This window comes from Mesorhizobium sp. P171375 (genome assembly GCF_057786075.1).
In genome coordinates this window covers 1431694-1457096 of sequence record NZ_JBYNWF010000001.1, presented here as the reverse complement: position 1 = coordinate 1457096, position 25403 = coordinate 1431694, and the positions used below count along the sequence as shown (strand labels likewise).

At 63.8% G+C, this 25403-nt stretch carries 21 protein-coding genes; 8 read left to right on the top strand and 13 right to left on the bottom strand.

Annotation, left to right across the window (positions count from 1 at the left end; translation table 11 throughout):
* Positions 1 to 78: 78 nt before the first annotated feature.
* The gene (locus ACYHH6_RS07160) at positions 79 to 1170 is read left to right on the top strand and encodes an acyltransferase family protein (protein WP_352582288.1); all 1092 of its coding nucleotides are present in this window, start codon (positions 79 to 81) and stop codon (positions 1168 to 1170) included.
* 206 nt (positions 1171 to 1376) lie between these two features.
* Here the strand turns inward: ACYHH6_RS07160 and ACYHH6_RS07155 are convergent, their stop codons facing one another.
* The 5 genes from ACYHH6_RS07155 to ACYHH6_RS07135 form a co-directional block, all read right to left on the bottom strand.
* Positions 1377 to 2660 carry an O-antigen ligase family protein gene (locus tag ACYHH6_RS07155; RefSeq protein WP_352582290.1) on the bottom strand — a complete coding sequence of 428 codons (1284 nt, stop codon included), beginning with the start codon at positions 2658 to 2660 and terminating at the stop codon, positions 1377 to 1379.
* 297 nt (positions 2661 to 2957) lie between these two features.
* On the bottom strand, positions 2958 to 3785 hold the full coding sequence (locus ACYHH6_RS07150) for an SDR family NAD(P)-dependent oxidoreductase (protein WP_352582292.1): 828 nt from the start codon (positions 3783 to 3785) through the stop codon (positions 2958 to 2960).
* 95 nt (positions 3786 to 3880) lie between these two features.
* Positions 3881 to 4366 carry an acetone carboxylase subunit gamma gene (locus ACYHH6_RS07145; protein ID WP_352582294.1) on the bottom strand — a complete coding sequence of 162 codons (486 nt, stop codon included), beginning with the start codon at positions 4364 to 4366 and terminating at the stop codon, positions 3881 to 3883.
* Positions 4363 to 6567: a hydantoinase B/oxoprolinase family protein gene (locus ACYHH6_RS07140; protein WP_352582296.1), complete on the bottom strand. Its 2205-nt coding sequence runs from the start codon at positions 6565 to 6567 to the stop codon at positions 4363 to 4365. The genes ACYHH6_RS07145 and ACYHH6_RS07140 overlap by 4 nt, the downstream gene beginning before the upstream one ends.
* A gap of 14 nt (positions 6568 to 6581) precedes the next feature.
* Positions 6582 to 8723, bottom strand: a complete 2142-nt coding sequence (locus tag ACYHH6_RS07135; RefSeq protein WP_352582298.1) for a hydantoinase/oxoprolinase family protein — start codon at positions 8721 to 8723, stop codon at positions 6582 to 6584.
* Positions 8724 to 8839: 116 nt separating this feature from the next.
* Here ACYHH6_RS07135 and ACYHH6_RS07130 point away from each other — a divergent pair, with 116 nt between their 5' ends.
* Positions 8840 to 9613: a helix-turn-helix transcriptional regulator gene (locus tag ACYHH6_RS07130; RefSeq protein WP_352582300.1), complete on the top strand. Its 774-nt coding sequence runs from the start codon at positions 8840 to 8842 to the stop codon at positions 9611 to 9613.
* Between the two features lie 20 nt (positions 9614 to 9633).
* On the opposite strand, the gene ACYHH6_RS07125 is transcribed toward ACYHH6_RS07130, so the two are convergent.
* From ACYHH6_RS07125 to ACYHH6_RS07090, 8 genes are all read right to left on the bottom strand, one after another.
* Complete coding sequence (locus tag ACYHH6_RS07125) at positions 9634 to 10215, bottom strand: DUF1349 domain-containing protein (RefSeq protein ID WP_352582302.1); 582 nt, start codon at positions 10213 to 10215, stop codon at positions 9634 to 9636.
* 15 nt (positions 10216 to 10230) lie between these two features.
* The gene (locus ACYHH6_RS07120) at positions 10231 to 11670 is read right to left on the bottom strand and encodes an aldehyde dehydrogenase family protein (RefSeq protein ID WP_352582304.1); all 1440 of its coding nucleotides are present in this window, start codon (positions 11668 to 11670) and stop codon (positions 10231 to 10233) included.
* 167 nt (positions 11671 to 11837) lie between these two features.
* Positions 11838 to 12323: a hypothetical protein gene (locus ACYHH6_RS07115; protein ID WP_352582306.1), complete on the bottom strand. Its 486-nt coding sequence runs from the start codon at positions 12321 to 12323 to the stop codon at positions 11838 to 11840.
* Between the two features lie 100 nt (positions 12324 to 12423).
* Entirely contained in the window at positions 12424 to 13311 is an 888-nt protein-coding gene (locus tag ACYHH6_RS07110; protein WP_352582308.1) for an ABC transporter permease, read from the bottom strand.
* Entirely contained in the window at positions 13308 to 14267 is a 960-nt protein-coding gene (locus tag ACYHH6_RS07105; RefSeq protein WP_352582310.1) for an ABC transporter permease, read from the bottom strand. Before ACYHH6_RS07105 ends, ACYHH6_RS07110 begins: the two co-directional genes overlap by 4 nt.
* A 34-nt stretch (positions 14268 to 14301) precedes the next feature.
* A complete protein-coding gene (locus ACYHH6_RS07100) occupies positions 14302 to 15945 on the bottom strand; it encodes an ABC transporter substrate-binding protein (protein ID WP_488500413.1) in 1644 nt (547 codons plus the stop codon).
* A gap of 35 nt (positions 15946 to 15980) precedes the next feature.
* Complete coding sequence (locus ACYHH6_RS07095) at positions 15981 to 16757, bottom strand: DUF427 domain-containing protein (RefSeq protein ID WP_352582314.1); 777 nt, start codon at positions 16755 to 16757, stop codon at positions 15981 to 15983.
* A gap of 15 nt (positions 16758 to 16772) precedes the next feature.
* On the bottom strand, positions 16773 to 18131 hold the full coding sequence (locus ACYHH6_RS07090; protein WP_352582315.1) for an LLM class flavin-dependent oxidoreductase: 1359 nt from the start codon (positions 18129 to 18131) through the stop codon (positions 16773 to 16775).
* A gap of 192 nt (positions 18132 to 18323) precedes the next feature.
* On the opposite strand from ACYHH6_RS07090, the gene ACYHH6_RS07085 reads away from it, so the two are divergent.
* The 6 genes from ACYHH6_RS07085 (at position 18324) to ACYHH6_RS07060 (ending at position 25384) form a co-directional block, all read left to right on the top strand.
* On the top strand, positions 18324 to 20126 hold the full coding sequence (locus ACYHH6_RS07085; protein ID WP_352582316.1) for a dipeptide ABC transporter ATP-binding protein: 1803 nt from the start codon (positions 18324 to 18326) through the stop codon (positions 20124 to 20126).
* Between the two features lie 402 nt (positions 20127 to 20528).
* A complete protein-coding gene (locus ACYHH6_RS07080) occupies positions 20529 to 21764 on the top strand; it encodes an ROK family transcriptional regulator (RefSeq protein ID WP_352582318.1) in 1236 nt (411 codons plus the stop codon).
* 14 nt (positions 21765 to 21778) lie between these two features.
* Positions 21779 to 22858 (top strand): Gfo/Idh/MocA family protein, encoded by a 1080-nt coding sequence (locus ACYHH6_RS07075; protein WP_352582320.1) that lies wholly within the window; start codon positions 21779 to 21781, stop codon positions 22856 to 22858.
* Positions 22858 to 23694 carry a sugar phosphate isomerase/epimerase family protein gene (locus ACYHH6_RS07070; RefSeq protein WP_352582321.1) on the top strand — a complete coding sequence of 279 codons (837 nt, stop codon included), beginning with the start codon at positions 22858 to 22860 and terminating at the stop codon, positions 23692 to 23694. The genes ACYHH6_RS07075 and ACYHH6_RS07070 overlap by 1 nt, the downstream gene beginning before the upstream one ends.
* Complete coding sequence (locus ACYHH6_RS07065; RefSeq protein ID WP_352582323.1) at positions 23691 to 24494, top strand: alpha/beta fold hydrolase; 804 nt, start codon at positions 23691 to 23693, stop codon at positions 24492 to 24494. The genes ACYHH6_RS07070 and ACYHH6_RS07065 overlap by 4 nt, the downstream gene beginning before the upstream one ends.
* Positions 24491 to 25384 (top strand): ROK family protein, encoded by an 894-nt coding sequence (locus tag ACYHH6_RS07060; RefSeq protein ID WP_352582325.1) that lies wholly within the window; start codon positions 24491 to 24493, stop codon positions 25382 to 25384. The genes ACYHH6_RS07065 and ACYHH6_RS07060 overlap by 4 nt, the downstream gene beginning before the upstream one ends.
* The last annotated feature ends 19 nt before the right edge of the window (positions 25385 to 25403 follow it).

Sequence of the window (25403 nt, the reverse complement as noted above, 5' to 3'; positions counted from 1 at the left end):
AGGCGGGAGGAACAATTTCGGCTCGTTCGCGCCCAGGCGCGGGCGAGCAATTCTATCTGGACCGCTTGAAGGCATACAATGCAGCCCGCCGCCCCGCGCCATGTCTACCTCAATCTCGACGCCATCCGCGGCGTGGCGGCGATCAGCGTGATGCTCTACCATTTCTCGCCGTTCCTGGCCGCAGGCAAGGTGCTGCCGTCGAGCTATCTCGCGGTCGATCTGTTCTTCCTGCTCAGCGGTTTCGTCATCGCGCATGCTTATGACCGCAAGATCGAAAACGGCATGGGCTTCGGCACGTTCGTGGCGATCCGCCTGATCCGCCTCTACCCGCTCTACCTTGCCGGCACGTTGCTCGGCTTCTTCTATTTGCTGGTCAAGAATCGGCTGATCCCGACGGAATACATGCCCCTCTCGGAGATCGGCACGATGCTGACGACAGGCATGTTCTTCATCCCGCTGGTCAGCGATGCCTATCACACGATCTTTCCGCTCAATCCGGCGTCGTGGTCGCTGTTCTTCGAACTGATCGTCAACATCGCCTATGTCGCTGTCTTTTTCCTGCTGTCGAAGCGCGTGCTGACAGTCCTCATCGCCGTCAGCCTGGCGCTGCTGGTGGTCGCCTCGATCGTTGCCGGCACGCTCGACTTCGGCATGACCGGCAAGACCATTGTCAGCGGACTGCCGCGCGTCTGTTTCTCCTTCTTTCTCGGCGTGCTGCTCTGCCGATCCATGGCGCGCTACCAAAGCGGGCTCGGCTTGCTGCGGCGCGGCTGGTGGGTCGAGGCTGCGATCGCTCTGACGCTTGTTGTCTTCGCCATCGCACCCGCCGGCGACGCGCGCATCGCCTACGATCTCGCCTGTGTCGTCTTCATCTTCCCGGTCCTGGTGGTGATCGGTGCCATAGCGCCGACGGCACCCCGCCTGTCAGGCCTCTATGGCTGGCTCGGGCGGATTTCCTACCCGATCTACATCATCCACACGCCGATGCTGATGATCATCGCCGGCGCAGGCAAGGCCGCCTCGATCGACCCGTTCGCGCATCATCCCTGGTTCGGCATCGTCATGGCGACTGCGGTCATCGTCATCGCCGATATCGCCACGCGCATCTACGACGAACCGTTGCGCCGCTTCCTGCAGCGCCTGATGCAGCGCAAGCGGGCCGTCGCCTGATCCTCCAGGACGGCCGCATATAGCGGAGGCCTTCGCCCTACGAGTACCCCCACCCTTGATCCCTCCCCACAAGGGGGAGGGAGACTTCCATTAGCGCATTCAGCTGAACCTGATCAGCAAAGGCGCGCGGCAGCGGTCCCTCCCCCTTGTGGGGAGGGTTAGGGTGGGGGTCCCTCTTCGCAAGAATCTATTGTGCGGCCGACCTGTCAGACTCGTGCCGGCATGCGGCCGCCGGCGGCCTTCTCGTCCTGCACGGGAGCATAGGCCCGCCTTGCCCGGACAACCGGCACCGGGCGTAGCTTGAACAGGCCGTAATAGACGATGAACGAGGCCGTGAAATAGGGGCCGAGTATCTCGACCTCGAAGAAGGAGCGGATCAGCATCAAGCCGACCGCCCCGGCAAGCACCACCGAATCGGCACTCCAATCGCCGAACACCACTTTCGAGACATGGCCCCAGAAGGAGCGCAGGATGATCAGCGCCAGTATGGTCATGCCGATAAAGCCAAGCTCGACCAACGTCTCGATATAGGTGTTGTGGAAATGGAAGCCGGTGCGGGTCGAGATGTAGAACTCCGCCCAGAGCCGTTCCGGATCGGCAAAGCCCTGTATCCAGTAGGCGGCGTAGCCATAGCCGAGCACTGGATGCTGCTGCGCCGCCAGCCAGCCCTGTTCCCAGAGATAGGTGCGGCCGGTCAGCGTCGAATCCTTGCCGAAGATGCCGAGCACGAAGTCGAGCAGGCCGAGGTTGAGCGCGGCCACCACACCCGAGACAAGCGCGACGGCGCCGACGACAAACATGACGCGCCGATAGGCGCGCGACAGGATTTTGCTCATCGTGAGCAAGGCAACGATGCCGATTACCGCCGGCAGCGAAGCGACCGAGGTCGCCGAATGGGCAATCGCCAGCATGTAGACCGACAACAGCATGATCGGCGCGGTCCACACGAAGCTCATCCAGTTGCGCCGGTAAAAGACGAGAAAGGCAAGGCAAAAGAAGATGCCCAGCGAGGCGAAGAAGCCGACCTGGTTCTTGGAGCCGAAGGCGCCGACGAAATTGGTGGTGCCGTCGATGGTGTCGAGCGCATAGCCGCCGACCCTCAGCGAATAAAGCAGCACGACGAAGATGCCGATCAGCGAGCCCAGCACCAGCGTGCGCACGCTTATGGTGCGCGCGGCGACGTAGGCGCACAGGATGTGCGAGAAATATTGCAGCCCCGCCCGCGCACTGGTGCCGGCCGCTTGCGACCAGAAGACCGAGAGGCAGATATAGGTCACGAAGACAAGCGGCAGCCAGATGCCGGAGAGATCGCGCGTGAAGCGCCGGTAGTCGACGAACAGCAGCGGCAGCCACACCAGATAATAGGCAAGGATCAGGATCTTGCCGAAATTGGTGGAATAGGCGAAGGCAAAGACCGACACGACAACGGCGAAGGCGGCATAGGCCTTGTTGCTTTCCGGATCGATCAGAATGGATTTCGGAATCTTCATATCCGTACCGGATTTCTCATTCCTGCCGCCTTCCAACTGGGCACGCCGCTTTTCAGCCGCGCATAAGCGCCCATGAACCGGCTTTTCCGCGTCGGGCCTCGGGCGTGACGCTCGCCGGCGGCCGCACGCGATCGCTGCCTTTGCCGGACCCCGATCTACGGGCATCCATTGTGCAGTGCAATATAACCTGTATCGCCTGTCACTCAATGGAAAAGTTGTCACGGGGCAAGTGCGCCGGCCAGAACGACCATGCAACAGCCAGATGGCGCGAATGCGGCTTCGCGCAAGATCAGGCCGCTACCACAGCGCTCCGCCGGTGATCTGGATGTTTTCCATGGTGATGCCCTGCGCGAGGTCCGAGCACAGGAACACGGCCAAGGCCGCAATCTCCTGCGGCTGCAGCAAGCGCTGCTGCGGATTGCCCTTGGCAATCTCGGCCATCGCTTCCTCGGCCGTGCGGCCCTTGCCCTCGCGCTCGACAACCTGCGCCACGTTGCGGCGCATCAGTTCGGTCTCGACCCAGGTCGGGCTGATCATGACGCAGGTGACGCCATGTGCCGCCCCTTCCAGCGCCACGCAGCGGGTGAGGCCGAGAAGGCCGGCCTTGGAGGCGCAGTAGGCCGGGTTGTCCTTCCAGCCGACGGTGGCCGCCGTCGAACCTATATTGACGATGCGGCCCCAGCCGCGCTCGATCATGCCGGGCAGCACGGCTCGGGTGACGCGGAAAGCGCCGGTCAGGTTGGTGTCGACGATCTTGTCCCACAGCGCATCGGAATGACCGCAGACAGGCTGTTCGGCGGTGGTGCCGGCAGCGTTGACCAGTATGTCGGCCGGGCCGATAGCGGCTTCTGCGTCGGCCGCAAACCGGTTGGTGATCTCGCTATCGCGGACATCGAGATGCGCCGCGTGAACCCTGGTGCCATGGGCCGATAGGGCGGAACGCACGCGTTCGATTTCATCGGCGCCTGGATAGTAGGCGGCGTCGGATCTGTCGGCGCCGGCGGGCGCAATGTAGGAGCCGACAGCGACATTGGCGCCGGCCTGCGCCAGCGCCGTGGCAATGGCGAAGCCCATGCCGGAAAACCCGCCGGTGACGATGGAGCTGCGGCCGGAAAGGTCTGTCATGGGGATCTCCGATGCCGACATCCGATGCGTTATTCATAGTCCGTCGCCGGCAAGGAGCGCTACCTTGCCGGCGACGCGGTCGCAAATCAGCTTCCTTAAAGCGGCTTGCCCAGCCACTCGCGATAGAAACCTTCGAGATCGGGTTCGAAATCATGGACGATGGGATAGCCCGCTGCGGCCGCCTCGACCTCGTGCATGGTGCCGCATTGCGGGCAGATGAACTCGCGGATTTCCATCCATTGCGGATCGGGGATATCGCTGTTGGGGTAGATTTCGCGCAGCGCCTCCTCGGTGTTGCGCACGATGATCGCGGCCTTCAGCTTCCAGTTCTCGCGATAGTCGCCGAAGGAATGGCCGCATTCGCAGCGGGTGATCCGCTCGTCGCCGCTCCGGCAGATGAAGAGGTGATCCGAGACCGGCAGCAGGATCGGGTCCTTCCAGACGACACGGTCCTGATAGACGGCGACCATCTTGAAGAAGCGGTCATCATCCTTGTAGGCGCTCATGATGCGCCTTGTCTGCGGCCAGGGCAGCTTGCCGGCGGCCAGATCGCCGAGGACTTCCTTGCTGTACGAGGTCATGGCTTTGCTCCCGGCATGAAGATCGATCTGGCGTCGACGGTCCAGAACTCACTGAAATCTTTGGTGAAGCGCGACGAAAGCTTAATCGCGCTGGCATACATTTTCTTCACTTCGGGCGCGAAGTCGGCTTTCTCGACGCGGCTTCGCTCGGCGGCGATCCATTCTGAAACCGGAATCGCCTTGGCCAGACGCTGCTTGCGCATGGCGGCGCGGCGTTCGACGGTGGCATCGATATCGGCAAGGGGATAACCGTCGGCGTCGTCCTTGAGCACGATGCCAAAAACCTGGACCGCCGCTTCGCGGGTGAGGTAGCCGTTCTCGACGTCCCATGCGGTCTTGATCGGATCGCGCTCCAGCACGTCGCCGTAACCGCCGCCGCCATTGTAGGAATGGCTGAACATATCGCCCGACTTGTGCGGCGAGGTGATGTAGGGACCCTCGACCACAACATGGTCACCGCCGATGTTCTTCTCATAGTCGGAGACATGCGGGTCGATGCCGGGCGCATGCGCCAGCGGTTCGCCTTTTGCCGCCAGTTCATGGATGTTGGAGTTGCGCACGGCGCGATGCTTCTGGCAGGTCGGCGCCGGATAGCCGCCGCACATGCCGCCATTGTCAAACACCCTGGAGGAATGCTCCGAAGTGTGGAGCCGCAGATGCGGGGTCTTGTAGATCAGCCAGGTCGAGACGAAGGAACAGCCGCCGCGATATTTGCCGGCGCCGCCCGAGTTGGGCACGATCGAGCGGCCGATATAGACCATCGGCATCGACTGTTCCCAGACCTCGATGTTGCCCATGTCGGATTCGGGGTTCCAGCCGACATAGGCGGTGTCGAGGCCGTCGGCGATGGCCAACGCGCCGGAACCGGCGGCGGCGCATTCGAAATGCGCCATGCCGAACGGCGTGCCGTACTGGCTTTCGCCGCCCATCTCGATCATCGGGCTGTTGACCTGGCCGACGAAAGCTTCCTCGACGAAACCGCGGGCGACAAAGCCACGCGACAAAAGCCGCTGGAACACACCATAGGCCGGCAGCAGCAGCGCCCATGAGGTCGCGGTCGCCACCATTTCGTTGTCGGGGTTGGTCCAGGTGCCATGCGGCAGTTTCAGCTCGGTCGCCATCCAGGCGCCATCATTGACCAAACCTTCGAAATTCATGTGCTGGGTCAAAGTGACGAACATGCCGCCATCCATTCCGGCCGGCGTGCAATTCATTGAATGGTAGCCCCAGGGCTGCGTGCCCTCGAAGTCCATGGTGATCTTGCCGTCGGTGGTGATCTCCATCTCGATCGGGATGTTGTAGAGCCAGTCCGGATCGCCAAGCAGCTGGAAGCCGGGTTTTCCCGCCGTGACGTGGCCATAGAAGGTGTGGCCGCGATAAATGCCGGGAACGGTGAGCTGGCGGGTACGGGCGAGCTGGGCGCGGCGGCCTTCCTCGATGAACTCCTTCGACACCTTCATCCAGTAGTCGAGGCCGATCTCGGATATCAGCTGCTTGACGCTTTCGCGCATGTCGATGCAGGAGGCGACCTTGGCCTTCTCGTCGAGCACCCAGTAGATCGGCATGCGCAGATTGCGCTCGCAGCGGATGACGTAGTCGCGGCGGATCTCGTCATTCTCGCCGATCTTTTCGGCGCAGACGAACAGGCCTTCGGTAAAGCGTTCCTGTGCGAGACAGACGTCACCACCAGGCGTGATGCCGCCGGCTTCCAGCTCGTGGCAGACAGCCCCTGCCCAGCCAACCAGCGTGCCTTCATGGAAGATCGGCACCACGTCCATCACATCAGGCACCTGCACGGTGCCGATGAAGGCATCGTTGTTGGCGAAGATATCGCCTTCGCGGATCTTCGGGTTTTCCTCGTAGTTGTTCTTGATCATCCATTTGATGAAGCGGCTCATCGTGTGGACGTGGACCATGATGCCGTTGGAGAGCGCGATGGCGTCGCCCTCCGGTGTGTAGATGGCGACCACCATCTCGCCGACCTCACGCACGCCGGGCGAGGCAGAGATGCGGCGGGCCATTTCGCGGGCCGAGACGCAATAGGCGCGCAGCTTGGTGTGCAGCGTCTCGAATTTCAGCGGATCCTGGTTGCGCAGATGGAGTTCCGTGATGCCGTCATAGCAGCCGGTCTCTTCCATGAGCCGTTCGGATTCGATCAGCCGTTCGCGGAGGCGCAGGGCGGAGGCGGGTTTGTCCAGCATGGCGTTCGCCCTTCTCAAGCGTGGGTGTAGTGCAGCAGCGTCCATTCATCGACATGGACACGATCTTGCGGGTGAACGACGAGCGTTGTCGCCGGGTGTTCGATGATGGCCGGGCCGATGACCTCGTGGCCGGGCTGCAGCAGATCCATCTCGTAGAGATTGGCCTTGTGCCAGCGGCCGCCAATATAGGCTTCACGCACGCCCTTGTAGGCCGATGCTGGATCCGACTTGCCGAGCGGGCGCTTGAGCAGCACCGGCTTGACCTTGTCGGCGGTCGCGATCAGCCCGAGCTCGGTGATGGTGAAGCCGGCCTCGCCATAGCGCGACACGCGGTGGTTGACCTTGGCGTAGACCGCCTCGAACTCGTCGATGACCTTACGCATGTCGTCAGCCGAATTGACCTCGGCGAGTGGCGCCATGACTTCGACGTCCTCGAGTTGGCCGGTGTAGCGCATCATGAGGAACGGCACGGTCTTGATCTTGTCGCGGGCGTGGCCGTCCTCGATCATCTCGTCGACCGCAGCCTTGGTCAGGTCGTTCCAGACAGCGGTGACCTTTTTGCCGAAGGCGCGGAGTTCGTCATCGCTCGCCCGTGCGCCGATGTCGTGCTGCGTCGACACCGAGTGGCGGCGCATGAAATCGGCGGTGGTGCAGCCGAAGGCCGAGAAGGCGGCGGCGAACTGGAAGGTGATGATGTCCTTGAATCCGATGCCCCTGGAGCAGCCGGCCAAGTGCAGCGGGCCTGAGCCACCATAGGTCAGCAGGGTGAATTCAGAAGGATGGATGCCCTGGCCGGAAATGACGCGGCGCAGTGCGTTGTTGGCGTCGGCTTCCAGCATGTCGATCATGCCTTCGGCCGCCTCTTCGACGCCGACGCCAAGGATGCTGGAGCACTTTTCCTCGAAGGCCTTGCGCGCCTTCTCGACCTGCAGCACGACCTTGCCGCCCAAGAAGTAATACGGATTGAGGCGGCCGAGGATGGCGTCGCAATCGGCGATGGTGGGTTCGGTGCCGCCCTTGGCGAAGCAGATCGGGCCGGGATCGGAGCCCGCACTTTCCGGCCCGAGCGAGACCTTCTTGGTCAGCGGGTCGACCTTGAGGATCATGCCGGCGCCGGCGCCGATCGTGTCGAGATGCAGCGTCGGCACGTTGAGCTTGAAACGGTCCATCAGCGGCTCGTTCTCGATCCGGGTCTGGCCGCGCGAGATGACGCCCATGTCGAAGGAGGTGCCACCCATGTCCGAGCAGATCAGCGAATCGTTGCCGATGAGCTTGCCGACATAGGCGGCGCCCAGAATGCCGCCGATCGGGCCGGAGATCATGGTTTCGTGCAGGCGCGGATGGTTGATCGAGGTCAGGCCGCCGAAGGACAGCAAAGTCTGCACGCCGTATTTGAAGCCGTATTTCTTCGAGACGTCTTCAATGCCCTTAAGCTGCTTGCGGCCGCGTGAGGTGGCATAGGCCTCGATCAGAACCGAGTTCAGCCGAGACTGTTCGCGAATGACCGGACGGACTTCGTGGCTGGTGTAGACGAGGATGTCGGCGCCGGCTTTCTGCACTTCCTCGCGGCAGATCTCGGCGATGCGCTTTTCGTGCACGGGATTGACGTGCGAGAAGATGGTCATGATGCAGATCGCTTCGACCTTGTCGGCGATCAGTTTTTTCGCGGCGGCGGAGACCTCATGCTCGTAGAGTGGCAGCACGATGTCGCCGAACTGGTCGATGCGCTCGGTGACGCCATGGGTACGGCGGCGCGGCACCAGCGGATCGGGATGGTGGTGGGTGACCGCATGCAACCGATCGGCATAGGAATAGTCGGCCCAGGCCTGCAGGCCGCGACCCATCAGGATCATGTCTTCCAGGCCCTTGGTGGTGATCAGGCCAAGCTTGCGACCGGTGCGCGACAGCAGCGTGTTGAGCATGCCGGTGCCGGAATAGAGCACGACGTTGACGCCGGAGAAGAGCGTCTCCAGCGAGATGCCCCAGGCATCGGCCGCGTCTTCGGCGGAGGCGAGGAAGCCTTCGGCCTCGTCCTTCGGCGTGGTCGCCGATTTGCCGATCTTGAAGTGGCCGTCCTGATCGACAAGGATGGTGTCGGTCATGGTGCCGCCGGCGTCGATGCCGATAACGATGGGGTTGGTAGTGATCTGATCCACGGGTCGCCTTCCCTCTTCGAGAATGACCGCAAGCTAGAGGTTCGGTGCCGGATCGCGCCATATGCCTAAAGACACAATGACTGCGCGGCTGACATCGCCGAGAAAAGGGCATCCGCATGAGCACTATCTGGGGGCCGCTGGCAAAGGCGATCGCCGCCACCGGTACGGACAGGCATGTCGACTGCCTGATCGACCTGACCGGCGCAGACATCGACCATGATCTGGTGACGGTGACGCGCTATTCGGCGACGCAGACGCCGGAGTTCATCAAGCACCGGCGCTTTTCCGACGAGATGGTGCAGCGCTATCTCGCCAGCTACTACGTCTTCGACCCTTTCTACGCCTCGTGGCGGCGAGAACGCCGGCTGGGCATCCTGCCGCTGAAGCGGCTTGCCGATGACGAGGCCAAGCGCGGCCAGTACATAGCCGGTTTCCTCGCGCAGTCGGAAATCTGCGACGAGGTCGGCATCATGCTCGCCGATGGTGGCGACTGGTGCCTCGGCATTTTTCTCGACCGCTCGACCTCATCGTTCAAGGACAGCGAGATCGCCCTGCTGGATGAGCGGCTGCCGGTGTTCGAAGCCCTGCATGCGCTCGACATCAAGGCGCGCGGCACCGAGTTCTCCCGCACCTCGGCGCCGACCGGCCCCGGCGCCTCGCCCCGTCAGGAGCCGACCATCCCGGCGAGCCTGTGGCCGGAACTGTCGCTGCGCGAGCGCGAACTGGTGCAGCTGATCCTGGCGGGTCATCCGACCGCCAATATCGCCGGGCGGCTCGGCATCACCGTCGGAACGGTAAAGAACCACCGCCGCCGCATCTACGACAAGCTCGACATTACGACGGAACGGGAGCTGTTCTTGCAGTTCTTCCAGCACCGCGCCGACGGTTAGTCCGGCGATCGAAATCGCCGTCAGTCGTGCAATAGCCCGGAAATCGGCGGGCCAACGGTAAAGCCGGAGAATGTGACTTCAAAACCTTCGCGCTGCGGCGAACAGCACATCATGCCGACATCGACAGACCTCGAGATCGGGAAATAGGCGAGCCGCGCCGGCTTCCAGTGGCCATCGGTGGCATCCAGATACTGGATGCGGATGGCTTCGGCGTGGCGGGTCAGCCGGATGCGGACGCCGTCGGAATCGTTTGGAATCCGGAGCAGCGACCAGTCGGAGGTGTCGTTGGTGACAACCACGGAGAAGTAAGCCAGCCCGTCGGTGTATTCGATGCCGGCCTTGACCCAGTGCGTTTCGCTCAGCCGCAGCATCAGCCCGGCCTGGTCGTAGAGCACCTTGTAATCGCCCTTGACGGTGACTTCGGCGCTGAAGTCACCTTCGACCGGGCGATAGAGGAAATGGCCATTGTCACGCCAGAAGCCGTAGAAGGTCTCGCGCCAGAAATCGGTTTCCTTGCCGGTGCGCACGTGCACCGTATTGTCGCCGACAACATGGTGCGGCGGCGGGTTGAGCCAGGCCATTCCCTCTTTTACCGATGTCATCGGTTCATCCACCGATTAGCCGGCAAATGTATAGGCCGTCTTCACCGTGGTATAGAACTCCGCGGCATAGCGGCCCTGCTCGCGCGGACCGTAGCTCGAACCCTTGCGGCCGCCGAATGGAACGTGGAAATCGACACCGGCGGTCGGCAGGTTGACCATCACCATGCCGGCTTCGGAATTGCGCCGGAAGTGCGTGGCGTGCTTGAGGCTGGAGGTGCAGATGCCCGAGGTCAGGCCGAAGGGCGTGTCATTGGCCACCGCTAGCGCCTCGTCATAGTCCTTGACGCGGATGACGTTGGCGACCGGCCCGAAGATTTCCTCGCGCGAAATGCGCATGGCATTGGTGCTCTCGGTGAACAGCGCCGGCCGGAGGTAGAAGCCGGGCGTTTCGCGATCGAGCCGCTCGCCGCCGAAAGCGAGATTGGCGCCTTCCGTGCTGCCGATGGCGATGTAGTCCTCGTCCTGCTTCAATTGGCTCGCATCGACGACAGGTCCGATCTGGGTCTTGGCGTCGAGCGCATCGCCGATGACGAGTTTTTCCAGGCGCTCCTTGAGCGCCGCGACGAAGCGGTCGTGAATTCCCTCGGTCACCACCAGGCGCGACGAGGCCGTGCAGCGCTGGCCGGTAGAGAAATAGGCGCCGTTGATCGCGCAATCGACAGCTATGGCGAGATCGGCGTCATCGAGCACGACGAGCGGGTTCTTGCCGCCCATTTCGAGCTGGAACTTGCGCATGTGTTCGACACTGGCCGCGGCGACGCGTTTGCCGGTGCCGACCGAACCGGTGAAGGTGATGGCGTTGAGGTCGGGGCTGTCGAGCATGGCCTGGCCGACCACCGAGCCTTTACCCATCACCAGATTGAGCACGCCTTTCGGCAGGCCGGCGCGGTGCAGGATGTCGACAATGGTCCAGGCGCTCTCCGGCACCAGTTCGGCCGGCTTGAAGACGATGGTGTTGCCGTGGGCGAGCGCCGGGGCGATCTTCCAGGTGGGAATGGCGATCGGGAAATTCCACGGCGTGATGATGCCGACCACGCCGACGGCTTCGCGGGTGATCTCGACGCCGACTCCGGGACGCACGCTGGGAACCAGTTCGCCGGACAGACGCAGCGTCTCGCCGGCGAAGAAGTCGAAGATCTGGGCGGCGCGGATGGTCTCACCAATGCCTTCCGCCAGCGTCTTGCCCTCTTCGCGCGACAGCGAGCGGCCGATTTCGTCCTTGCGCGCCATGATCTCGTCCGAGGCTTTCTTCAGCACGCTGTGACGGGCGAGGGGCGCCGAGCGCGACCAGGCCGCGAAAGCGGCCTTAGCCGCTGCAATCGCCTGCTTTGCCTGTTCGGCGCCGGCCGAGGCATATTCGCCGACGACATCGGCGGTATCGGACGGGTTGATGTTGCGCGAGCCGGCTTCGCCGACCCACTCGCCATCGATCAGGTTCTTGCGGAAAAGGGTCATGTCGCGGTTTCCTTGTAATTGTTCACTGGCGGTGCCGTATGCCTGAATCATTTATCAGACAAATGACGACACTGTGAGGGCAGAGATTGGCTGCGGACTGGATAGCCGATGGCGCGCCGCAGCGAAAGCCGCGAGCTCAAAACTGACGAAATGACGCGGGCCTTTTGTCAGGTCGGAAAAGTCCAGAACAGGCAGGCCAGCGTCGCCGCGGCGAAGATGACGAAGAACAGGCTTCTGAGCAGGATGTTGCGGCGCAGCTCGTTCATGGTGAAATGGCAGCCGACGATTGCCGCGGCGAACAGGAAGCGCCAGTTGAGCAGCGCCCACAGCACGCTGCTTTGGCCGAAAGCCCAGCGGGCGACGAGGCAGCCTACGATCGTGGCGAACAGGGCAATCACCGCCCAGAACAGCGCATCCGCTGCATGGGTGAGCACGATGCCGGCGGCCCGGATCGGCAGGATCATCATCAGCATGGCGCTGAAGAAATAGACCGCGGCGAGCGGCAGGAACGAACCGGCATCGGCAATGCCATCCAGCCGCCTGACCCCGATCGCGCCATAGGGATAGCCGTGTCTGGCCACCGCCAGACTGAGCGCCATGAGCAATGCGGTGAACACCGCGACCAATGCGAATGTGGAGAGAGCCTTGCTCATGCCGTTCCTTGTCTTGAGGCCCTATCGGGACCGAATCACAAGGGACGATTTTAGCGCACGGTCCGGGATTGCGCGTCAGCTTTGCTGAGCATTCCGCTCTTCACCGGTCGCTGCTTTCGAAGGCGCCCATGCCTTGCGCGATCAGATTGGTGGCCATGACCAGCGAGACGATGGCGGCGGAGTTGAAGATCACCACCCACCATTTGCCGCCGGTCAGGAAGCCGTAGCCGTCGGCGACGGCCAGCCCCCAATCGGCGGAAGGAGGCTGGATGCCGAGGCCGAGGAAGCTCAGCGTCGCGATCGAAAAGAAGGCGTAGCCCAGCCTTGTGACCAGCTCGATGAGGATGGTCTCGCGGACATTGGGAAGGATCTCCAGAAACATGATGGCCAGCGCGCTTTCGCCGCCGAGCCGGGCGGCGCTGACATAGTCGCGCTCGCGCTGTTCGCGCACGGCGGCGCGCACCGTTCGCGCCACCAGCGGCGCATAGGCGATGCCGATCACCAGAATGACGGTGAGGTTCGACGGCCCGAGCGCGACCAGCGTCATGGTGACGAGAACGATGAAAGGAAAGGCCATCAGCGTGTCGAGAAGCCTCGCCCCGATGGCATCGACCAGCCCGTCGAAATAGCCGAGCACGAGGCCCAGCACGCTGCCGGCGGCGACGCCCAGCAGGGTTGCGGCCGGCGCGACCAGCAGGATGTCGCGCGAGCCGACGACGATGCGCGACAGCACGTCGCGGCCAAGCTGGTCGGTACCGAACCAGTGCGCGGCGTCGGGCGGCGCCAGCATGACCAGGAAATCCTCGGCATAGGGATCGTAAGGCACAAACAGGCTGCCGAACACGGCGCAGCCGACCCAGAACAGCAGAAGCAACGACCCGACGATCCCCGAGGGTGGCAGTTGCGAAACGGTCTCGCGGATCCGGCCCGCTGCTCGCCAGCCCAACGCGCCGCGGCGCGGCGCGGGAAACTCCATCAGCTCCATCATGGCGACACTCGGCGGCGTTGCCGCGGATCGAGCAAGGCATTGGCGAGATCGCCTGCAGCGGCCGACAACACGAAGATCGTCGCCATCACCAGCACACCGGCCTCGAGCATCGGGAAATCGCGCGACTTGGCGGCGTTCAGCACAAGGTTGCCGAGGCCCTGTATGCCGAACAGCGCCTCGATCACCACCAGCCCGCCAAGCATGTAGCCGGTCTGGGTCGCCAGCACCGCGATGGTCGGCGTCAGCGCATTGCGCAGCACGTGCCGGATAAGGATTTCGCGCCGCTCGAGGCCTTTGAGGACGGCGGTGCGCGTATAGTCGGCGGCCAGCGCCTCGATCACGCCGGCCCGCGTCATGCGGGCGATGTAACCGGCCAGGTTCAGCACCAGCGGCAATGCCGGCAGGATCAGGTAGTAGCCACTGACCCAGAGCCCGGCGCCATCGGGCGCGGCGCCTGTAATCGGGAACCAGTTCAGCCACAGGCCGAACACGATGAGCAGCAGCAGGCCGGAGACGAAGTCCGGCACGATGCCGAAGGAGACGCCGGCAAGCACGATCAGGCGGTCGATGAAGCGACCCTGGTTGAGCCCGGCAATGATGCCGGCGCCGATGCCGAGCGGCAGCAGCAAGACGAGGATCACGCCGGCAAGGGCTGCCGAGCGCTTGAGGCTTTCCAGCACGAACGGCGCCACCGGCAGGCGCAGCGACAGCGAGGTGCCGAAATCGCCCGTCAGCGCGTTGCTGAACCAGTGCCAATACTGCACCAGGACTGGCTGGTCGGCGCCGAGCTGCTTGTTCAGCGCCGCAACCGCCTCGGCGTCGGCGAACGGCCCGAGCATGAGACGGCCGACATCGCCGGGCAGAACCTGCCCGGCGAAGAACACCAGCATGCTGACCAGCCACAGCGTGAGCAGAAGCGTGGCTGCCCGCACCGACAAAGTGCGGCCGGTCAGCATCGGGCTCTGCCCAGCGTGGTTGGACGTTTCCGGGTCATGCCTGGGCGAAGGTGACGCGGTCGAGCAGCAGATGCGAGATCGCCGTGAAGCGGACGCCCTCGACCTTGGAGCTGACGATGCGGCTGTATTGCGAGAAGTAGCTGATGATCAGCGGCGTCTCGTCAAGCAGCAGGGTCTGGATCTTGCCGGCGGCAAGGCGTTGCGCCTGAAGGTCGCGAGCCTTGCCGTACTCGAGCAGCAACCCATCATAGGCCGGGTTGTTGAAATGCGCCGCGTTCCAGGCACCCGAACTCTTCAGCGTGGCGTTGAGGAAGATGTCGGGCGTGCCCCGATGGCCGAAATCGGTGATGCCGAGATTGGAATCGAGCCATGGCGAGCTGCCGAACTTCGCCGAGCCGTAATAGGCGTCCTGCGGCAGCACGTTGAGCTTGATGTCGATGCCGGCCTTCCTGGCGAAGTTCTGGATCAGCACGGCATAGTCGGGAATGTCATAGGCGCGTTCGGTGGTCAGCGTCACCGGGAAGCCGTTCGGCACGCCGGCTTCGCCAAGCAGGCGCTTGGCCTCGGCAATGTCCTGTTTGCGCTGCGGCACCGAGGGATCGGCCGAGGGGAAGATCGGCGCGAACGGCGTGTCGTTGCCGACAATGGCGCGGCCCTTCAGCAAGCCCTTGACCACCGCCTCGCGATCGATGGTGAGCGCCAGCGCGCGGCGGATGCGCTTATCGGTGAACGGCGCCTGGTCCGTCCGCAGATGCACCTCGTCATGCGAGCTTGCCTGCACGCTCAAGAGCTTGAAGTTGGGATTGCCCTCGATCGCCAGTTCCAGGCGCGTCGTGCTCGGGATGACGTCGAGCTGGCCGGCCTGCAGCGCCAGCACCTGCGCCTGCTCGTCGTCGAAGAACTTGATCTCGACGCGGTCAGGCAGCGCCTTGTCGCCCCAATAGTCGGGGTTGCGCACGAAGCTGGCGCCCTGCTTGGGACGGAAAAATTCAAGCTTGAACGGGCCGGTGCCGTTGAAGGTCTTTTCGAAATCGCCGGCATAGTCGGCCGGCAGGATGACGGCATTGTAGACGTCAGAGGAGACATAGAAGGGGAAGTTGCTGTTCGGACCGTCGAGATCGAAGGCGATGGTTTCATCGTCGACAACCTTGGCGCCGCCCTTGGACAGGATGCCCTTGTAAGCCGACAAAGCCGATGAACCGCTGGCCGGATCGACGAGGCGCTCAAAGCTCGCCACCACATCCTTGGCGGTGACGGTGCGGCCATCGTGGAATTTCACGCCCGGCCGCAATTTAAAGGTCCAGCGGCTGGCGGTCTCATCGGCCTCCCAGGACAGAGCGAGCTTGGGCTGCAAACCGTCCTTGGGATCGTCGAGGATGAGATACTCGCCGACCTGGCTGATGACACCGATGCTGGCCGGGTCGGTGATCGAGACGGGATCGATGGCCTTGGTCGGCTGTCCGAGCCCAACGCGGACCGTGCCGCCGGCGCCGGCAGCGCGCGCCGAGCCAAAACCAACCAGCCCCTGCGAGGCGGCAAAGCCGGTGAGGCCGATCAGGGCGGCGTACTTCAGCAGATCGCGGCGCTTGAGGAAGCCGGCCTGGTGTTCATCGACGGCGACATTCCAGATGTCGCCGGACAGATTGCGAAGCGTATCGATATCGTTGCGTTTGGTCATTTTGAAACCCCTGTCTGAAATGACGGTTGAATTGCTTAGGCGACTGGTTCGCCGTCGAGATGGATGCGGTCGACGGCTTGCGGGTAGAAGGCGATGAGGCCCTTGATCTTGGGCATTTCGGCAATCGGATCGCGGTAGCTCCAGGCGATATCAGGGCTCACCGAGCCGTCGGCACGCCGGCCGGACCAGTAGGAGGCGATGCCCTTGTAGGGACAGCGCGTCGTGCTGTCCGAGGCGACCAGACGGTCGAGCCTGACATCGTCGGGATGCAGGTAGAAGCGCGTCGGCAGATGCGTCTCGAACAACAGCACCGGGCGATGGCTGTCGGCGATCAGCTCGCCATCGAACCAGATCTGGACATGGCTCGAACTCTGCAGGACGTCGATGCGCGCGTACGGGTCGCGGGCGTGGACGAAGACCTCTTCCTCCTCCTCGAACCATTGGTCGACCGCCTTCCAGGTGAAGGCGATGCGCCCTGCCAGCGGCGACAGGTTTTCGTCCGGTGGGGAGATGAACGACCAGGCGGCGTTGGGCGAGGCTTTTTCGCCTGTCTCCAGGTCCCAATAGGTGGTCTCGCCGCCGACCGGATGCGGCTGGCGATGCTCGGAGGGCTTCAGAGCTGAGCGATCCACCGCGGAGGCCGGGAAGAAATAGATCGGCAGGAAATGGTTGGAGCGCAGCACCAGCACGTTGCGGCTGTCGGCGATGGTGCGGCCGGCGAATTTGACCCGGATGCGCTTGGGGCTGTGCAGGACGTTGATGAGCTGCGGAGCGGTGGCCTCGCGGGGCTGGAGTTTGGGCGCTGCTGTCATATCAGTTGCTCCTGATCAGGATACGGCGCGCGCATTGTCGCGCTGTTCGGCAAAGCGGTTGGCCGGCCGCGCCAGCCCGAAGCGGTCGCGCAGCGTTCCCGATGCATATTCGGTGGGGAATACGCCGCGGCGCTGCAGTTCCGGCACGACCTGTTCGGCGAAGTTCACCCAGTCTTCCGGCAGCAGCGGGAACATCAGGTTGAAGCCGTCGGCGGCACCTGCCTCGAACCAGTCCTGCAACTGGTCTGCGATCTGTGTCGGCGTGCCGACGACGGTCGGCACCGAGCCGCTGTTGGCGAGTTTGCGGGCGATCTCGCGCAAAGAGAGGTTCTGCTTGGACCACTCCTTGACCCGGTTGAGCGAGGTGCGGCCGCCATTGAAGGTGCTCTCGTCCGGCAGCGGCGGCAGCGGGCCGTCCGGCGGGAAGACCGAGAGATCGACGCCGCTCCAGCTCGAGAGGAGATCGATGCCGACGCGATCGGGCAGCAAGCTCTGCAGGTACTCCTGCCGCTCGCGGCCTTCCGCTTCCGAGGCAGCGACGATCGGCAAAATGCCCGGCAGGATCTTGAAGCTCTCGGGCTTGCGGCCATAGCGGGCGAGGCGTTCGTTGATGTCCTGCCGGTATTTGATGCCGTCTTCCCTGGTGCTGTAGATGGCGAAATGCGCATCGGCGTGCGCGGTGGCGAAATTCTTGCCGTCTTCGGACGAGCCGGCCTGGACGATCAGCGGGTGACCTTGCGGCGGACGCGAGACGTTGAGCGGGCCGCGCACCTTGAAATGCTTGCCCTTGTGGTCGATGGGATGGACCTTGTCCGGATCGGCGAAATAACCTGATGCCTTGTCGATCAGCAGCGCCTCGTCTTCCCAGCTGTCCCATAGCGCCTTGACGATATCGAGGAATTCGGTGGCGCGTTCGTAACGGAAGGCATGCTCGATATTGCCGTCGCGGCCGAAATTGCGGGCCTCCTCGTCCATGGCCGACGTCACGACATTCCACGACGCCCTGCCCTTGCTGATATGGTCGAGCGAGGCGAACATGCGCGCGACATTGTAAGGCTCGCTATAGGAGCTCGATGCCGTGGTGATGAGGCCGATGTGCTTCGTCACGCCGGCGAGCGCCGACAGCAGCGTCAGCGGTTCGAGGCGGGCGTTGGCGTAATGGGCGACGCCGCTTTGCACCGAATCCCAGATCGCGACATGGTCGGCAACGAAGATCGTATCGATCCTGGCGCGCTCGGCGGCCTGGACGAGATCCCTGTAGAATTCGAAATCCAACACTTCCCGGCCCGGCGCGCGCGGATGGCGCCACGACATGCGATGATCGCCCTGCGGATTGAAGAAAAAGGCGCTGAGGATCAGGTGGTCTCGTGCCATGCCGGTCTCCTTCCAGAACTGCTCCAGCGGACCGTCGCGATGCTTTGAGCGGCTGCGACAATCTCGCCTGAGCGATGAAAGGTAGATTGCGCTCCAGCTTAATTCGAGTAATTTTATAGATATTGTGCATTGCCAAAGCGGAAGCGATTGCCCCCGAAGGCCGCGCCGGAAGAAAGTGGTTTCAAGCAAGAGATGTCGTCATCGGTTCTGAAGGTAGAACAGCTCACCGTCGCCTATGACGGGCGACGGGGATCGCATCCGGCCGTCAACGGCGTGTCGCTCACCATCGGCGAAGGCGAAGCGCTCGGCCTGGTCGGCGAGTCCGGATCGGGAAAGAGCTCCGTCGCGCTCGCCATCTTGCGCTATCTGCCGCGCAACGCCCGGATCGCGGCGTCGGCGCTCGAGTTCCAGGGCCGCGAGATCCGCGATCTCTCGCCCGAGCAGTTGCGCCGGCTAAGGGGCGACCGCATCGCGGCCGTCTACCAGCATCCGGGTGCGGCGCTCAATCCGGCCATGACGATAGGCCGGCAGATCACCGAGACGATCATGCGGCACCGCCCGGTTCGGCCGGACGAAGCGCGCGGGCGTGCCGCGGAACTGCTCGGTCGCGTCAGGGTGAGCTATCCGGAGCGGGTGCTCGATCTCTATCCGCACGAACTCTCCGGCGGCATGCAGCAGCGCGCCAACATCGCCATTGCCATTGCGCTCGACCCATCGCTGCTGGTGCTGGACGAGCCGACGACGGCGCTCGACGCCAGCGTCCAGTCCGAGATCATCGCCATCCTGCAGGATTTGCGGCGAGACCACAAAACCAGCGTTCTCCTGATCAGCCACGACATCAACATGGTCCGCCGCGCCTGCGACCGGGTGGCCGTGATGCAATCCGGAACGGTGGTCGAAAGCGGCATCGCGAACGATGTCTTCGAGAACCCGGCGCACGCCTACACCAAGGCGCTGATCGCCTCGATCCCGGCCCTCAACTTCACCAAGCGCGACGGCAGGCTGGCCGAGGCGCACGCAACCGGCCCGTCGGCGCCCGTCCAAAGCGATCAGACGGAAGCAGCGCGCCCGATCGCCGTCGCCTGCAAAGGCATCAGCCACGCCTTCGGCGCCCAGGCCGTGCTGCACGATATCGACCTGGAGATAGGCCAGGGCGAGACATTCGGGCTGATCGGCGAATCCGGTTCCGGCAAATCGACATTGGCAAGGATCGTCACCGGCCTGCAGACGCCGAACGCCGGATCGGTCGAGCTGTTCGGCCGCGCGGTGGCACCGCGCGTCGAGAAGCGAAGCCTGAGCGAACGGCGCGATGTGCAGATGGTCTTCCAGTCACCCGACCGCACGCTCAATCCGCGCCAGCGGATCGGCAGGATTCTGGGCCGTCCGCTGCGGCGGCTCGCGGGGCTGCGCCGCAACGAAATAAAGCAGCGCGTCGGCGACCTGCTGGCCTCGGTGCGTCTTGCCGCCGCCACTGTCGACCAGAAGCCGCGATCCCTGTCCGGCGGCCAGCGGCAACGGGCGGCCATCGCGCGCGCTTTCGCCGGCGTGCCGAAGCTCGTCGTGCTCGACGAGCCGACCTCGGCGCTCGACGTGTCGGTGCAGGCGACCGTGCTCAATTTGCTCAACGATCTGCAGCGCGACAAGGACACCACCTATTTGTTCATCAGCCACGACCTCAGGGTGGTGCGCTACATGGCTGACAGGATCGGCGTGCTCTATCGCGGCCGGCTGGTCGAGACCGGTTCGTCAGAGCAGATTTTTCGCGGGCCCAACCATCCCTATACAAAGCTGCTGCTGGCCGCGGCCTCGGATGAGACGGTGCCGAAGGCTCCGGCTCAGCTTGATCTCGCGGCACAAGCGCCCGAAACCTCCGGGTGCGCCTTCGCCGGCCGCTGTCCGGTGGCCCTGCCCGACTGCCGAAAGACGCAACCGCCCGTCAGGCAGGCCGGCGACGGTCATCTGATCGCCTGCTGGAGAGACGCAAGCGATCTCTGATTGCGAAGCGTGCCAGGCCAACCGACAAGCCTGCCTTCGAAAAAATGTCCCCCCGGCCGATGCGACCGGAGGACAGGCTTGGGGGGCCTGATCAGTTGGCGACCTTGCCGCAGGTGGTGAGAGCGTCCTGCGGCGTGCAGACTTCGGTGCCGGTCTTGATGAACGGTTCGACCGTGCCGCCCTTGCTCAGTCTGTCCAGCGCCATGATGGTCTCGAAGCCCATGTCATACGGGCGCTGGCCGATATTGCAGTGACTGAGGCCGGCGGCGAGCCGCGGCCAATTTGTAAGTTTTCGATGCAAACCATCGTTTGAAACTTGAGGCTGCAGGCTCGAAATGCTCAGTATTTTTTTCCGTCGCTTATCATTTTGGCTCTTTCAAGCCGATATGAAAGTCAATTAGTATGCGCATCGAACAAATCACGGAGGAAAATGTGCTGGTGTCGACCGATCTTCGGCCGAATGAAACTCGGGCCCTTGCGGCGCTGTTTCGTGCCGGGGCATTGAGCCGGGCAGCGCTCGCACGCGATCTCGGCCTGACCCGGTCGACCACCGGCGCCTTGGTGCTCGGCCTGACGGAAGCCGGTCTGGCACGTGAGCGGTCGGATGAAGCTGATGACGAGCAAGACGGCGAGGGCCGCGTCGGCCGCCCCGGAATCCTGGTCGAGATCGAAGGCAATGGCGGCTTCTTCCTTGGCGCCTATATCGGCGTGAACTGGATTGCGACGGTGGCTGTCGACCTTGCCGGCGCGCAGCGTGCCAGCGCCTCGAGAGCCTTTGCCGGCCCGGGCAGCACGCCTGAAGCCGCAGTCGCCATCATTAGGGAACTCGTCGCCGAGATCCGTTCGCAGTTGCCTGAGGGTGCGCGTCCATACGGGCTCAATGTCTCCGTGCCTGGCTTCCCCGCCGCCGACGGCATTTCATACCATGCCACCATCCTCGGCTGGCACGGGGTCAACCTGGCCGAGCTGCTGGGCAATGCCTTTGGCGATGATTTTCCGATCCTGCTGGAAAACGATGCCAACGCCGTCGCGGTGGCCGAGACATACGGTGCGCAGCCAGGAAAGGACGATGAGGATGCTCTGGTCATCCTGATCGAGAACGGCGTTGGTGGCGGCATCATCAATGCCGGCAGACTGCATCGCGGCCGACTCGGCGGCGCCGGCGAAATCGGTCATCTGCGCCTTGGCGACGAAGGTTTTGTCTTCGACGCCAAGCGCCCGGGCCGGCTGGAATCCTATGTCGGCAAGGATGCTTTGCTCGCTCGCTACCTCCACATAAGCGGGCGGCGCGCCGGTGTGGATGAGTTTGTCGCAGCGCTTGCCGGCGGCGATCCGGCGGCCGTCGCCACTGCGCGCGACTGGGCGCTCTGGCTCGGCCGCGGCCTGGCGACGCTCGCCTGCACCTTGCAGCCGGAACGCATCATCCTCTCCGGCTCCGTCAATGCAATCTATCCCCTTGTCGCCGAACAGGTGGAAGCTTTCCTGCTGGACTTCCTCGCCGAAGGCTATCCCGTTCCCAGGGTCGAACTGTCGCGCGTCGGCGCCGACGGTCCGGCCCTGGGCGCTGCCTGTCTGCTGCATCAGGCGGCTTTGTCGGGCGATCCGCAATTTCAACTTCGCGGCCTCGCCGCGCGCTAATCAGGAGAAATTCCATGCCTCGCAAAGACGAAAAGCGGCTGCGTGTCGGCGTGCTCGGCTGCGGTCCGATTGCGCAGGCGGCGCATTTCGAATCCTGTACCAAGGCGCGCAATGCCGATCTCTATGCCATCTGCGATGTCGCCGACGATCTGCGCGACAGGATGGCGGCCACTTTCGCGCCCGAAAAATCCTATGCCGACTATGGACAGATGCTGGCCGATCCCGATCTCGATGCCGTCATCATCGCGACATCGGACACGTTTCACGTCAAGGCTGCGGAACTGGCGCTGGATGCCGGCAAGCATGTGCTTTGCGAAAAGCCGCTGGGTGTTTCGGTCGAGGAAGTCGAAGGCTTGCGGGCCGCGCTCGACAAGAGCGGCAAAGTGCTCCAGGTCGGCCATATGAAGCGCTTCGATCCGGGCATCCAGGCGGCAAAGGCCTTCGTCGATGACGAGATGGGCGAGCGGCTGGCGTTCAAGGGCTGGTATTGCGACAGCACCCATCGCTATCCCATGACCGATGCGGTGCAGCCGCTGATCATCACCAGCGCCAAGGCGCGCAAGCCGTCCGTCAGTCCCAAGGCGGATCTGCGCCAGTACTACATGCTGGCGCATGGCAGCCATCTCCTCGATACGGCGCGCCATCTGCATGGCCCGATCGAGGCCGTCGAGGCCCGGCTCACCGAGCGCTATGGCGCCTATTGCTGGTTCGTCACCACCATCTTCGCCGACGGTTCGATCGGCCATCTCGACCTGACGGTCGCCGTGCGCATGGACTGGCACGAAGGGTTCCAGATCTACGGCCAGAACGGCAGCGTTCTCGCAAAGACCTATAACCCCTGGTATTACAAGAGCAGCGAGGTCGACATTTTCCGTGAGGCCGATGGCAGTTGGCATCGCACGCTTGGTGCGGACGGTCACTTTTATCGCCGCCAGCTCGAAGGTTTTGCCGATGTCGTGCTGAATGGCGCGCCCATGGTCGGCGCCGGCATCGATGACGGCATCGCCTCCGTCAGGGGGATGGCGGCAATAGCCCGCTCCGCTGCCGCCGGCGGCCGTGTCGTCAACCTCGCCGACGTCGACGGGGTCGTCTGATGCAGCTTGGGATTTTCGCCAAGACCTTCACTGCCACCGGCGCCGTGCCGGTGCTGCGCGCGGTGGCGGATACCGGCTACACGGCGGCGCAGTTCAACATGGCGTGCCTTGGCCTGCCGTCGATGCCGAACAGCATCGAGCCCGGCGCGGCCCGATCAGTCGCCGTGGCGAGCGGTGAAACCGGCGTTTCGATCGCGGCCGTGTCAGGAACCTACAACATGATCCACCCGGATCGCTCGGTTCGTGTGTCAGGTCTTGCCCGGCTTGAGGTGCTCGCGGCGTCATGCGCCGATATGGGCACAAGGCTGATTACGCTCTGCACCGGCACCCGAGATGCCGAGGACCAATGGCGCTGGCACCCCGACAATGCCACTGACGCCGCATGGAGCGATCTTCGGGCGGAGATGGAAGCGGCGATCGCGATTGCCGAACGCTTCGACATCGAGCTTGGCATCGAACCGGAACTGGCCAATGTCGTCTCCAGTGCGAAGGCGGCTCGCCGACTGCTCGACGAGATGAACAGCAAGCGCCTGCGGATCGTGCTCGACCCGGCCAATCTGTTCGAAGTGGCTGACAAAGCCGAGCGTCATCGCCTGATCGACGAGGCTGTTGATCTGCTGGCCGCGGAGATCGGCATGGCCCACGCCAAGGATCGCCATGCCGATGGCAGTTTTGCCGCCGCAGGCCAGGGCGTTGTCGATTTCCCGCATTTCGTCGGCCGACTGAAAGCCGCTGGCTTTGACGGCCCGCTGATCACGCATGGCCTGACGGAGGCCGAGGCACCCGGCGTCGGCGCTTTTCTGCGCAGCGTGCTTGAAGAGAGCGACGACGCGTGAAACAGACCTTCAGCCGCGACGGCGCCGATCTTGCCTACCGGGATGTCGGCACTGGCCTTCCCGTCATCTTCCAGCATGGCCTCGGTGGCGATGAGGCACAGGTCGCCGATGTGTTTCCGGACCTGCCGCAGACGCGGCGCGTGACGCTCGAATGCCGGGGTCAGGGCGGCTCCGGCTACGGGCCGGTCGAGCGGCTTTCGATCGCGACGTTTGCTGAAGATGTCGAAGCACTGGCTGACACTCTCGGCCTCGGCCCGGCCGTCGTCGGCGGCATCTCGATGGGCGCGGCGCTGGCGCTGCGCCTGGCGGTGCACAGGCCGGCGCGCGTTCGCGCGCTGGTGCTCGCACGCCCTGCCTGGGTGTCCCAGGCTGCACCGGCGAACATGAAGCCTTATGCCGTGGTCGGCGATCTCTTGATACGCCATTCGCCCGAGCATGCCAGGCGTCTGTTTGATGACAGCCCCGTTGCCGCCGAACTGGCCAGGCTGGCGCCGGACAATCTCGCCAGCCTGCAAGGCTTCTTCACTCGCCCGGATCCGGTTCTGTTCGGCAGGCTGCTGATGGCAATTGCCGGCGACGGTCCCGGCGTCAGCGAGGCCGATATCCGAGCAATCACGGTTCCGACTCTGGTCATCGGTCATGACCATGACCTCGTCCATCGACTGGCCGACGCGCAAGCGCTGGCCGGGCTCATCCCGTCGGCCCGGTTTTGCACCATCACCGCGAAATCGCAGGATCGCGAAGCCTACCGGCGGGAATTCCGCGCCTGTCTTTCGGAATTTCTGGAAACGCTCGCATGACCGACAAAGCGACTGATGACACGATTGCCGTGGTCGAGATCGGCGGCACGTCGGTCAAGGTTGGCTTCGCCGACCACGGCAATCCGGTGGATTTCGCCCGCACCTACCCCACGGCGCAGTTGCGCCAGGGCGCGCCCGTGGCGGGGTTGGCCGATGCGGTCATCGCGGCCTGCCGCGATGCCGGCTTCAAGCCCGCGCGCGTCGTTGCGACCGTGCCTGGCTTCATCGACCGCGATTTCGACACGGTGCTGCACACGGCCAACATTCCCGAACTGAACGGTATCCGGCTGGGCACCGAACTGGCTTCGCGGCTCGGCGTTCCCGTCCGGCTCGAACGCGACGTCGTGCTGCAATTGCTGGGCGAAAGCGTTGCCGGCGCGGTGAAGCGGCAAAAGGAGGTGCTGGCGGTCTATCTCGGCACTGGCATCGGTGCGGCCTATCTCGGCAAGGATGGCATTTTCAGGGGTGGCGGCTGGGCGCTCGAAATCGGCCATATGCCGATCTACCGGCCCGACGAGAGCGGACCGCCGAACCGGGTCGAAACCTATGCCTCCGGAGCAACGCTCGTCGATCTTGCGACCGACTACGATATTCCGGTGGCCGATCTTTTTTCGGCGACCGGGCAGCCGCCCTCGTTGCGCGAATGGCTCGACGAGATCGTCTGGCAGCAGGCGGTGACGATCGCAACGGCAGCCGCACTGTTTTCCCCGCAGACGATCCTGATCGGCGGCGGCATCGTCGACATGAAGTCTTATCCCCGCCAGACGCTCAAGCAGCGCATCGCGGAGAGCTTGCCGCATTCGCTTGTTGTCCAGCCTCTGGACATACGCTGGGCGGCCCTGGGCTGGCAGGCGGCCATTCATGGCGCGGTGCTGCTCGGCGCGGTGTGACCGCCCTGCCCGCAGCGGA